At 47.2% G+C, this 12901-nt stretch carries 8 protein-coding genes; 2 read left to right on the top strand and 6 right to left on the bottom strand.

Going from position 1 to position 12901, the window contains the following annotated elements:
• Positions 1-24: 24 nt before the first annotated feature.
• From ACMUEV_RS09435 to ACMUEV_RS09415, 5 genes are all read right to left on the bottom strand, one after another.
• On the bottom strand, positions 25-993 hold the full coding sequence (locus ACMUEV_RS09435) for a hypothetical protein (protein WP_190652933.1): 969 nt from the start codon (positions 991-993) through the stop codon (positions 25-27).
• A gap of 84 nt (positions 994-1077) precedes the next feature.
• Complete coding sequence (locus tag ACMUEV_RS09430) at positions 1078-3027, bottom strand: ATP-binding protein (RefSeq protein ID WP_190652932.1); 1950 nt, start codon at positions 3025-3027, stop codon at positions 1078-1080.
• Positions 3028-3045: 18 nt separating this feature from the next.
• Positions 3046-4902 carry a response regulator gene (locus ACMUEV_RS09425; protein WP_190652931.1) on the bottom strand — a complete coding sequence of 619 codons (1857 nt, stop codon included), beginning with the start codon at positions 4900-4902 and terminating at the stop codon, positions 3046-3048.
• Between the two features lie 516 nt (positions 4903-5418).
• Positions 5419-6006: a DUF3172 domain-containing protein gene (locus tag ACMUEV_RS09420; RefSeq protein WP_017289359.1), complete on the bottom strand. Its 588-nt coding sequence runs from the start codon at positions 6004-6006 to the stop codon at positions 5419-5421.
• 34 nt (positions 6007-6040) lie between these two features.
• Entirely contained in the window at positions 6041-6754 is a 714-nt protein-coding gene (locus ACMUEV_RS09415) for a hypothetical protein (RefSeq protein ID WP_190652930.1), read from the bottom strand.
• A 177-nt stretch (positions 6755-6931) separates the two neighbouring features.
• On the opposite strand from ACMUEV_RS09415, the gene ACMUEV_RS09410 reads away from it, so the two are divergent.
• Entirely contained in the window at positions 6932-7738 is an 807-nt protein-coding gene (locus ACMUEV_RS09410) for an ABC transporter permease (RefSeq protein WP_017289361.1), read from the top strand.
• Positions 7739-7768: 30 nt separating this feature from the next.
• Here ACMUEV_RS09410 and ACMUEV_RS09405 read toward each other — a convergent pair whose 3' ends face one another.
• Positions 7769-8626: a DNA adenine methylase gene (locus ACMUEV_RS09405; protein ID WP_017289362.1), complete on the bottom strand. Its 858-nt coding sequence runs from the start codon at positions 8624-8626 to the stop codon at positions 7769-7771.
• Between the two features lie 593 nt (positions 8627-9219).
• On the opposite strand from ACMUEV_RS09405, the gene ACMUEV_RS09400 reads away from it, so the two are divergent.
• Entirely contained in the window at positions 9220-12831 is a 3612-nt protein-coding gene (locus ACMUEV_RS09400; protein ID WP_190652929.1) for a PAS domain-containing protein, read from the top strand.
• Positions 12832-12901 lie beyond the last annotated feature (70 nt).

Genomic DNA, 12901 nt, shown 5'->3' with positions numbered 1-12901 from the left:
AGGTTGAATCGATTCAGAAGTACGTTATTCCGTTGATCGCGGCACATATTTTTCAAACTGAAAGAACTTGAGTAGAACATTCAAAGCAGTATCCGGTTCAGTCGGTGTGATCGCTTCGAGCGTCTGAATCGTTGCAGGAGATAGATGCCGAAATATCTTGGTTAGTAATACAGGGTGTATCGCTGCGGGAAAACCTTGAAGCTCTTGTTCTAGGTGAGACAAACGACTCTTGGCAAAATTGACCTGGAAACGGCATCGCTTGAGTAGACGCTGACGAATATTCTCAGCAAGTGTCGGGTCAGTTTCCACAAGCTGATAGATTTCACCACTTTGCACAAGAGAAACAACATCAGGATTTTCTTCTAGAAACAGTAAGCTACCTTCTCGGTTGTAAACTTCAATCCCATCAATTCCCAGAGTTCCTAAGTCTGCTAAAGCAAGAATTCGACTGACGATCGACAAAGGTTCGCCACTATACAGTAAAGGTTGATAGATGGCTTGTTCTTGTAAATTATAAGTACAAATCGTGGCTGTAATTGCTTGTTGAATGACTGCAATATCTGTCTCAGTCAGTTGTGCAGCACGGTCAGAAGTCTGTTGATTGTGCTGATCAATCAGGCGCATGAGTTGCTCGATCGTCATTCTTTCACTGACACCAGGCTGCCGCTGACGAGTCGTATGAGGTGGAGAATTCGGGTCAAACTGCTGCACTAGATCATGCGCGATCGCACAAAAATCGAGCAGCGATAGAGTCCGCTCTCGATCAATTTCAGGAGTAAGCGTCGGAGCAATCAAAGCAAAAATCTGCTGCGAACGTCGCTGCACATCTCGAACATGGTCTTGGTTGTGATAAAAAAGCTGTTTCTCGGCTGTTTCTTGAGCAAACCGATCGAGCACCCTTGTTGTCAAATGATCAATCGTTGCTGCAAACGTTTGGGAGATCTGAGACGAAGGATTTAAGTTTGACAAATTTGGCTGTTCGTCTCCGCTCATAACATCTTTCTCCCCCACCGCAGATCAATTATCTGCTGAATTGCAATTCGTCGCATGTGTCTTTTGCAGGAGGAAGAAACAAGGTTAGCGAATCGGAACAGTAAAATAGAAGGTGCTGCCCTCACCTAGCGTACTCTCTACCCAAATTTGCCCACCGTGCAGCTGCACCAGATCGCGACTGATTGCCAATCCCAAGCCAGTCCCTCCATGTTGTCGCGCATCCGTGGCATTCGCCTGTTGAAATCGCTCAAAAATCAGGTCAAGCTTATCTTGCGGAATTCCTCTGCCCCAATCTCTAACTTGGAAACGTACCCACTGATCGCCGTTGACCAATTCTGCCTTCAAATAGACCTCACTGCCTTCAGAGGAGAATTTAATCGCATTCCCTAATAGATTAATCAGCGTTTGTACAATGCGATCGCCATCGACAAAAATTTCGACGTTCAACGGCTGGCAAACTAGGGTTAATTGTGACTCTTCTGCCAGAAGTTGCAAACTCTCAATCGATCGACGCATTAAACTCGCTGTATCACACCATTGTTTCGTTAAAATTAGCTGATGAGCCTCTAAACGTTCTAGATCGAGCAGATCATCAACCAAGCGCACGAGCCGTTCTGTATCTACTTTCGCAATTTCGAGCATTTCTTGAGCAGTTTCGGGATCATCTAATAAACGACCGCTCGATAAAAGTGCTAGCGCTCCTCGCATCGAAGTCAGGGGCGTTTTTAATTCATGCGACACGATCGACAAAAACTCACGTTTCATTCGCTCGATCACATCGCGTTCAGTCACATCTTCGATCGTGCCGACATACCCAATCACCTCACCCTGATTCGACAAAATTGGAGCCGTTGTTGCTCGCACAAGATGCACAGTATGATCGGGATGAACAAACCGAATCTCCTCCAGAAATTCAGCTTGAGCTTTCGTCGATTCTATCCAGCGTGGTAGCACTTGCCGAAAGTCGTCCGGGTGAATTGATCGCTGCCATCCATCGCCCAAGGCTCCTTCAAATGTATAGCCACAAATTGCTTGAGCACGAGGGTTGACATAGATACAGCCACCTTGAGCATCCGTGCGAAAAATGCCAACCGGAGCAGCTTCACTCAAAACGCGGAACTCAGCTTCTACGCGTTGCCGTTCTCGCAACTCTTGCCGAAACTGAACATTGACTTTGAGAAGTTCTACTGTGCGATCGCGGAAGCGCTGTTCTAAGTCTTCGTTCGCTTTCTGCAACGCAAGTCCGAACCGCTTTTTTTCAGAAATATCAAGCCAACATGCCACAAATCCATCTTCAAGTTTTGCTACGCTGACCTCAAATGCTTGAGCCGCTGAATCACAGGAGCGATTCCTAAACACTAACTCACGTCGCTGTGGTCTTCCAGTTTCAACGACAGAGCAACAGGCTGCAAAGATATTTTCATAATGTTCCTCAGCAATAAAATCAGACAGTGATCTGCCAACGTGTTCGCTAGCATTCATTTGATTTGCAGCGCATGTTGCAGCATTGACATCATCCACTACAAAATCAACAATTTTTCCTTGAGCATCCCGAATACTCTGATAAATTGCACAGCACTCTAGCATGTTGTTGATCGACGTATAAAAACGACGCTGACTGCGCTCTAGTTGCCGATACAATTCGGCTCGCTCAATGACTTGATCTACTGCTCGTCTCAGTCTCTCTGGTGTCGTTTTGTTTTTTGCGAAACAGTCAGATGCCCCACTTTTCAGGACAACGGCTGCAACTTCCTCATCGCCGTGTTCCGTCAACATAATCACAGGAACTAACTGCTGATCCTGGTGCTGCTGTAACTGCCGCAAAAACTCTAATCCTGTCATATCGGGCAGTGAAAAATCCAGCAAAATGACATCAGGCAATGCCTGTTGACAAAGGGATAATCCCATCGCTCCGGATTCTGCTTGCCAAATTTGAGCGGTCTGACAGAAATCTTGTTGTATATAGCGGCGATAGATTTCATGATCCGTGAGCGAATCATCTACGATCAGAATCTTGCGATAATCGTCTGCCATAGTAGGTCACTCTAGGTATTATTGTCGGTTGCGGTTGCGCAGGCGTGCCCATTCCAAGCGGCGGTTAATGCGAGCAATAAGTTCTGGCGGAATAATCGGCTTGCCGATAAAGTCATCGGCTCCTGCATCAAATACGCGATGAATCACCTCAGAATCGCCATAGCTCGTCATCAATAAAATGGGCAAATCTGCCCACTGCGGATCTTGACGCACCACTTGACAGAGTTCAATGCCGCTAAACTCTGGCATTTCGACATCTAAAATCAGCAAGTCAGGAACCGTTGCCGTCAAGATTTCCCAAAATTGCTCGGGATCAGCTAAGGTCGTAACTTGCAACCCCCACGGAGGTAGGAGTTCAATAATCTGTTCGAGGATTTGTGATTCATGAGCGACAACCAGCACCTTTGCTTCTGAAGGTGGAGCCGGGTTTAGCAGTTTGGTCACAACTCGCAACACCTCCGTGAGTGAAATGGGTTTATGCAGAAAAGCTTGTCCACCAAGACGAGCGACTGTAAGGCGATCGCGCAAACTATTTCTCACAGTTAATGCCACAACTGGAATGGTTGAATTTTGCGCAGCCAATTCTGATAGTAGGCTCAATCCATCTTCCTCGGAATCTGCAAAAATCAAATCAAGTAAGACAACATCAGGAGGCGGAATTTCTCCACTATAGGAGCGACGTAATGCCGCGCGACCTTGCTCTAAGGTTGTTGCGACTTCTACTTCAAATCCAGTCGCAATCGCGGCTCGTCTCAGCACTTTGGTCAGCGTTGTATCATCATCGATAATCAGGAGTCGAATCGAATCCACGTTGGGACTCAGAGCGGGGATGGCAATCGCGGGTGCTGCTGAGATCGCGATCGAGAGTGACGCCACTAGTTGTAAGAGACGCTCTGCGTCAGCTTGTCCTAATGATCCCGAGGTCTGGAGAAGTTGATCGATTTGCTGGGCAACTTGAGATCCTTCTGAAAGCCCTAACGAGCCGAGCGTACCGATGAGTTGATGGGCTTGATATTGGGCTTGCGACAGCAAGCTCTGATTAAGTTGTCCAGCCACTAATTTCGCTGCAAATTGCTCAAAGATGGCAACTTCTTCATCCAAGCTTTCTCTCAAGTCGGCTTGCATTGCAGCGACTTCTGCTAAAACTTCTTGTTGTAAGACAGCGCGATCGGGAGATGAAAGAGTAGACTTATTTTTTGCATCCGGGGGTGGCGTGAGCCGATATCCCAGTCCATAAATGGTTTCAATCACTTCATAGGTGATCCCGCTTGCCTTGAGCTTTTGTCGAAGTCCTTTGATATGCGATGCGACTGTTCCTTCTCCCGGTGCTTCTGAAGCGTCCCACAAGCGATCGAGAATGACATCTTTGCTAAAAATTCGCAGTGGGTTTTCAAGAAAAAGCTGCAACAGCCGAAATTCTTTCGCTGTCAAGCTCAGGGGATTATCTTGCCAAGTGACCCGACGGCTATCGGGATAAAGTTTAAGCGCATCCCAGTCTAGGCTTGAAGTAAAGACTGCTTGCCGACGGCGGAGCAGGGATTGAACTCGTGCGACAAGTTCTGCAATATCAAAGGGTTTGGCTAAACAATCGTCTGCTCCTGCATTAAGGGCGAGCACACGATCGCGACTATTGTTCGTCGTCATCAACATCAGAATCGGCGCAGAGTAATTTTGCGATCGTAATGTTCGACACCAACGAATCTCCGCAAGTTCTACTCCAGCGGTCATGATCAGCAGATCATATTCATAAGCTTGCACCATTTCGATCGCGACTTGCCCGTGATCGACAGCATCGATCGCATACTGTTGAGCATTTAAAGCAGTAGTGATCGCAGCAGTTGTTTGGGATTCGGATTCAATCAACAGAATTCTCACACAAGCTCCTCATCCGAACGATACTTTACTTAGAGAAGGAGTGATAGAAGAACTGAGCCATTCCAAAACCATTACAACTGAGTACTTTGAGTTGCTGAAGTTGTGTAGAAAGAGAGTAAATTGTAGGCATTTTGACCATGAACTGCACAAACAGGATGCGTAATAAAGTGTTGCCCGAAAAGAGGAGAACTACAGTTGCAAGCTGTTTTTTCAGGTTATATCGCGCAGATTAAACACCAAATTTGAAGGGATTTTGAATAAACCATTAAGTTTTGCAACAGGTCAAATACTTATCTATTGAGATCAATCTATTGCCTATTACAAGACCGTCATTAGATACTACGCATAAGAGATTGAAATCTCGCATGTATAGGTGTTTTCTTCTCTTAATTTTTCTGAGGTATGCGATCGCTAAAAACATACAATCTCCCCTCCATCGCGCCATGTTCCGATGCCACCGCAAGAAAAAAGCACTGCATATCGGCAGTGCTTTCTGAAGTTGTAAGAAAGACGACGTTAGAACTGATCGTCGTTGCCAATTGTGGGCGTTGAAGCGCCGCCAAGGAAGAGATTCTTGGCATTGTCGCTTTGGTAGACGCAATCGATCGAGACTTTATCTTTATTGTCGAGATTGCCCACATAGCCGAAGGTGTTCATCTTCTGACGGCATTCGCGAGTCTGATCAGAAGTCAGCAATTTACGCTGCTCTAAGACTGTCCAGTTGGCGCGTCTCAAAATACAAGCCGGCTCCATTGCAGCTTGAGCCACAAACACTTTGAACGGGTTCAGGGTAACATACAGGCGCGTATTCACCGAAATCGCACTGGCTCCGTTTTGGATACAAAGTTCGGGATTAGGAGCTTGTTGATCAATTTGTAAGTTCGTGACGACGCTCGTGGGATTCGTCGGCGTTGCAGCACTAAAAGCAATCCCAACACCAATTCCTAAGATGAAAATACCTGCAATCACCGCGATCGCGGTTGCATTGAACCAAGAGGGTGTCTTGTTCACAGGAGGAGTTCCTCGATTAGGGGGTAGGTATTCATCATAACGATCGTCGTAGCGATCGTCGTTGTAGGAGTTGCCTCTAGGTCTACGCTTCATAGGTGTCATTGAGAAGGGGTGGATTCTATTTTATCTAAGAAGTCAAGTCTGTTGCGCCTTGGCTCTCTTTCAGCAGGTCGTAATAGGCTTGGGCTGAGTCTTTCATGAATTGATATTCGGATTTGACGCGAGTGTATTGTTCGTCTAAAGGAACATGCAGATCCAAAAGCAGATCCGGATTAAATTCGGCAATTCGAGTTCCAATTAAGGCTTCTTTGACCATACGGACATAGATGCGGCTGAGTTCTTCAACTTTGCAGATCAGTTTTTCGGTTTCGTCGATCGCTCTTTCATAAGTTCCGAGTTGCGATGCATAGAGGTCAGAGACTGCAACTAATTCCGCAAGTTTTTGAATTTTAGTCATTTGGTTTTCCAGCGCAACCCGGTCGAGTTCGAGCCGTAGATGTTCTTTGATCAAGGGGGCAAGTTCTGCCATGACTCGCACTTTGTTTTGGCGATGGTCACGAGATAACGTCATCGGAGTCACTGCCCGCAGACTGTGCCAAGAGTAGAGATATTCCACGTCGCCTGCGTCGGTGAGCATGGGGAAAACGACTTGAACCCGATCAGGGCTGCGAAATCGATTCGGAACAGCAAAATTTCCCAATGGCAAATTCGGATAGCGATCGATCGCGCCTTCGACCACGACAACATCACTGTCTCGAACCGTTTGAATTTGGCGATTGTGGTGAGACAGAAAGAAATATGCGATCGCGCCTATTGTAAGTAGAACAAGCAGCAAGTTCACCGAGGCATCTCCAAACTTTCTTCTGCCTATTGTGACGAATTTGAAGGGGATTATGCTACCTGCGGAGTGGAGAGTAGGGAGTAGGGAGTGGGGAGTGGGGGTGAACTGATTCAGAAACGCTCCCAAATAATGCGAAAATGTCCTCACCGTAAAGATTTATCAACAGATTCACAACTTATGCGTTCTGCTCAACTGCGTCGTTCTCCGTTGTCTACCTTGCTGCAAGATAGTTTGACTGTCTTTTGGGGCGATTGGCTGGATTTGCGGGTGCGGATTGTGCAGATTGTCTCTTCGGGGCTGGTTTCGCCCTTAATTTATATTTTGGCGTTTGGATTAGGTCTAGGCAGTTCTTTAGATACTGTGACGAAGCCGAGTGCCGGGGACAATTATTTGCAGTTCATTCTGCCGGGAATGGTTGCACTGTCTTCGATGGTGATTAGTTTTGGAGGAACGACGTTTTCGATCTGTGGCGATCGCTTATTTACGAAAACGTTTGAGGAGATGCTATTGATGCCCGTTCACCCGTTAGCAGTACATCTGGGCAAAATGATGGCGGGAATTCTGCGGGGATTACTCACAGCTAGCTCAGTGATTCTGGTTGCTATCATCTTTACAGGAAAAGTTTGGAGCTTTCTGAATCCGCTATTTTTGCTGGTACTCACCCTCAATTGTGCTGTGTTTGCTGGATTAGGGGTGATTGTTGGGCTGAATGTGAAATCGCTCGAAGGCGTTGGGATTTACAACAATTTTGTGATTGTTCCCATGTCTTTTCTAGGGGGGACATTTTTTGACGCTTCTACTTTACCGATCGCACTCAAAGCGATCGTCTATTTACTGCCACTGACTTACACAACCTTAGGAATGCGGGCGGCAGCTTACTTGCCGATTCAGCAATTTCCTTGGTTTGTAATTCCGGTGCTGCTCGTCATGGCGATCGTGCTATCCGGCATTGGAGCCTATCAATTTTCACATTTGCAGGATTGATGGAATCTCCTTGCTCTCAACCCAAAATTTCTAATAGGTTGTCACTAAGACTTCGGTGATTTTGCCACGTTTTTCAGCATTGCAGTTAATATTGCGAGTTGCGTGAATTGTATGAATATTGAAATCCTGGTACAAGTCGCGCACAAACTCACAATCGGAATTCGATAACATCACCTTCACGCCGCGATCGCTTAATTCTTTCACCACATCGCGCAGCTGGATCTGCTTTTCTTCGCCAAAGGCATAGCGATTGTAAGCTGTAAAATTGCTCGTCGGGCTAATCGGGTAGTAAGGCGGATCGAAATAGACAAAATCATCAGACGTGTGAGCATATTGCAGCACTTGATCAAACGATCCCGGTTGAATCTCAGCCGACTGAAGCGCGATCGAATCTGCTCGCAAAATCTCTGGATCATAAATCGCCGGGTTCTTATAACTTCCTAACGGCACATTGAAATGCCCTTTAGAATTTTCGCGATACAACCCATTGAAGCAAGTTTTATTGAGATAAATAAATCGTGCTGCTCGATCAACATTCGAGCCTTGAGCAAACCAATCTTCGGATTTTGAGATTTGCATAGCAGCACGCACGGCATAGTAATGTTCAGAACTATGCTGTTCGTGATGTTCTTCTAAGCGATCGACTAATTCCTCCAGGCGATCGCGCACACAGCGATACACATTCACCAATTCGAGATTAATATCAAACAATACCGCGCTCGTCGGTTGTAGGTGAAAAAAGATCGCACCGCCACCGACAAATGGCTCATAGTAATTCAAATAGCGATCGGGAAAATAGTCAGCGTACTGCGAAATTAGTTGAGTTTTTCCGCCTGCCCACTTAATAAAAGGACGCGGCGAAACCGGGGTTTTCACTTGAGTCATCATGACTATTATTTAACATCTAAAATACATTTGATCTGATCAGAATTCTATAAATCGCGACGGCAATTTGATCAGGTTTCGTAATTGATCGTCTTCTCGATATGATGAGTCCCCAATTTTTGTAATTGCACTTCTGCCCAACACCAGACTGTATGAAAACTGAGAAAGCTGCGCCAATCGGAATTTTTCTTTTCTTGGTGAGAACCGATGACATTTTCTTAGCATAGCCAATTATTCCTAGCGGTCTGAGATCAGAGATCTCCCATGCGGCTAAATCCAGTTAATCCACGAAGGCATCCAGAAAGCGCACGGGCTTTCCAGCATCAATCAATGTAGTCATCTAACGTCGGCAGAAACTGCACTTCGCTGTGCCGATTTTGCCCTTTGCAATAGGTTAGGCACTCACGCAGATGAATCCAGACAGCAGAGTTCTATGCCAGTAAATTCTGAACGATATGAAAACTGCTAAGCTTACAGTCATTGGAGTTGTGGTGCGACGATTGTTAGAAATTTCTCCCAGGCAAGAAAATGCTCAGAAAAGTCATAGAATAACGACTTTAAAGTGACACGCTGTCCCATCATCTAGAGGCTCAGGCATGACACAACCTTCACGCACGGTCCTCATTGTGAATAATTCGCCCGAAGACTGCCAACTCTACCAATGCTACTTGCAGCGAGACTCGGACTATTCCTACACCATTTTGGAAACATCTTCGGGACGGCAAGGATTGGAGCTATGGCAACAACAGCGACCCGATCTAGTGTTGCTTAACTACCGCTTACCAGACCTGGATGGGCTGGAGTTTTTGGCTCAACTGCCTTCGCTAACCTCGCAACCCTGCTTACCCGTGGTTGTGATAGCAGATCAGGGCAATGAGATGAGCGCTGTCCAAGCGATGAAAGCGGGTGCCCAGGATTACCTAATTCAAGGGCAGATCACCCCAGAACGGTTACACCTGACGATTCATAGGGCCATTGAAACCGTACAGCTTCGGACCGAACTGCAATCTCGGATTGAACAGGAGCGCATTGTCAATCTATGCCAAGCCGAACTCGCTCAGCAGTCTCAAACGGATCTGGCAGAACGTTACCGGGTCGAGGCAGTCCTGCGCGAGAGCAAAGAACAGTTGAGATCGGCGTTAACAGCTTCACGCATGGGCACCTGGGACTGGAATATTCAGACCGGACACATTCAATGGTCAGACAACTTGGAAGCCATGTTTGGGATAGAACCTGGAGCATTTGACGGCTCTTTTGAAATGTTTGCCAGTTTCCTACATCCGGCTGATCGAGATCGCGTTCTCGCGGAGATTGAGCGTGTGATCGCGACTGGGGAAGACTACAACATTGAATTCCAAGTGGTCTACCCCGACAGCACCATTCGATGGGCACTGAGCCAAGGCAAAGTCTTCTACAACTCGCAGGGGCAGCCGCTGCGGATGGCGGGTAATGATATTGATATCACAGAACGCAAACGGGCAGAAGCCTCTTTGCGCGAGAGTGAACAACGCTATGCCACCTTGTCACAGATTTCTCCGGTAGGCATTTTCCATACGGATATTCATGGCGATTGCCTATACACCAATGCGCGTTGGTGTGAACTGGCAGGTCTAATACCGGAAACAGCACAGGGAAAAGGGTGGCTGAGGGCACTTCATCCCGATGATCGCGATCGTGTCTTTGCCGAATGGTATCGTGCTACAGAATTAAATCAGCCTTTCTATTCTGAATATCGATTTCAAGCACCCGATGGTAAGGTGTCCTGGGTGCTTGGACAAGTCACGGCTGAACAAGATAGTGAAGGTCATTTGATCGGTTACGTTGGGACGGTCACCGATATTAGTGATCGCAAACAAGTAGAGAACGCCTTACAAGAAAGTGAATTACGGTTCCGTCAGTTAGCAGAAAATATTGATGTGGTGTTCTGGATCAAAGAAGTGGCGGGGGACCGAGTCAGCTATGTCAGTCCTGCCTATGAACGACTTTGGGGATTAGATCCACAGAAATTGTATGAGAGCCAGCAATCCTGGATTGACTACATTCATCCGGACGATCGAGAGGTGACTGACAGAGCCTTTCATGAAAAATCCCCACTTGGACAGTTTGATCAAGAATACCGGATTGTCTTACCAGATGGCCGGACTCGCTGGGTGCGAGATCGCTGCTTTCCCCTTCACAATCAATTAGGAGAAATTTATCGGTTTACTGGAATTGCCGAAGATATCACTGATCGCAAACGGTCTGAACAAGCCTTACGAGAGAGTGAAGAACGCTTCCGCACCTCAGTTGAAAATATGCTGGATTGCTTTGCAATCTATCAGGCAATTCGGAATGAGCAGGGAGAAATTGTTGATTTTCGGACTGAATATGTCAATGATGCAGCTTGCCTCAACAATCAAATGACACGGGAGCAACAGATCGGGCGAGGATTGTGTGAGTTGCTGCCAAGACATCGCGATAGTGGCTTGTTTGATGAGTATTGCCAGGTGGTTGAAACAGGACAACCGCTGGTCAAAGACAGCCTGATTTACGAAGATGACTACGGGCAACGACGCTTAATCAGAGCGTTTGATATTCGCGTTGCTAAATTGGGTGATGGCTATATTGCCACCTGGCGTGATATTACAGAGCGCAAACAAATAGAAGAAGCCCTGCGCGACAATGAACAACTGCTGCGGCTGGCACTGACAGGTGCTCAGGCGGGTTCCTGGGATTGGGAAATTCCCACTGGAAAAGTGACCTGGTCGCCTGAGAACTATGTGCTGTATGGAATTGATCCAGCGACCACTTTCCCATCCTACGAGACCTGGTACAACACCTTGCACCCGGACGATCGCGAATCCACTAAAGCAGAAGTCTTACGCATCATTGAGGAAAAGCTGCCAGGCTTTCGGGCTGAATTCCGGATTGTCCACCCTCAACGAGGCATTCTCTGGTTGTTAGGCTTAGGACAACTCACCTTGGATGAGCAGGGTGAGCCACTTCGATTAAGCGGCATCAATTTAGATATTACCGAGCGTAAACAGTCTGAAATAGAACGAGGTCGTCTGCTTGAGCAAGAACAAGCGGCACGGGAATCTGCCGAACTCGCTAATCGCATTAAGGATGAGTTTTTAGCCGTTCTTTCTCACGAGTTGAGATCGCCCCTTAACCCAATCTTGGGGTGGACAAAGCTGATGCAAAGCCGTAAATTCGACACCACCAGAACGAATGCAGCCTTAGCCACCATTGAACGCAATGCTAAACTTCAGACCCAGTTAATTGATGATCTGCTAGATGTTGCGAAGATTCTGCGCGGTAAGCTCAGTATGAATGTGGCTCCGGTCGATCTGATCTTTGTGATAGAGGCAGCGATCGATACGGTGAGGACAGCAGCAGTCGCAAAAGAAATTACCCTCCATGCGGTGCTCCCCCAAATTGGTCAAGTATCAGGGGATGCCGCCCGACTTCAGCAAATTGTTTGGAACTTGCTGTCCAATGCCATCAAATTTACCCCTACCTCTGGACGGGTCGATATTCGACTAGAGCGAATTGATCACCAAGCCCAAATCACCGTGAGCGATACTGGCAAAGGGATCAATCCCGCGTTTCTCCCTCACATTTTTGAGTCATTCCGCCAGGAAGATGCTTCAACGACTCGCAAGTATGGCGGTTTAGGATTGGGGTTGGCGATCGTGCGTTCCCTAGTCGAGGCTCATGGAGGGACGATCACTGCCGATAGTCTAGGTGAGGGGCAGGGGGCAACCTTTAGTGTTCGCTTCCCTATACTGGATATAGAACCAGAGGTGCAGCTATCGGAACTAAACCCTGTGCCCGATCTCGATTTAACAGGGGTTCGAGTTCTAGCCGTTGATGATGAACTCGATGCCCGTGAGTTATTAGCGATGGTGTTGACGATGTATGGGGCTGAAGTTTTAACGGTGACTTCTGCGGCTGAAGCCTTAATCGCCCTAGAGTCCTTCCAACCCGATATCCTGGTCAGCGACATTGGGATGCCAGAGGTAGATGGTCATGGCTTGATCCAGCAAATCCGAGCCCTGCCCCCTGAACAAGGTGGACAAATTCCAGCGATCGCCTTGACTGCCTATGCGAGAGAAGAGGATCACCAGCGCGCTATCACGAGTGGCTTTCAACAGCAGGTGACAAAACCCCTAGAACCTGAGCGACTCGTGCAAGTAATAGTAACGCTTGTCCGTGGATCAGGTTGACCCGGGATTCGGGCTTGACTTCATTCTCTTTCGCGATCTCACTGTTACCTCGTGTACAAAAATTTGCTTC

This window comes from Leptolyngbya sp. FACHB-1624, from assembly GCF_047649235.1.
GTDB classification, from domain to species: Bacteria; Cyanobacteriota; Cyanobacteriia; order Leptolyngbyales; family Leptolyngbyaceae; genus Leptolyngbya; species Leptolyngbya boryana.
Note: the sequence above shows the minus strand (reverse complement) of the source record. Positions and strands in the feature narration are given on the sequence as shown.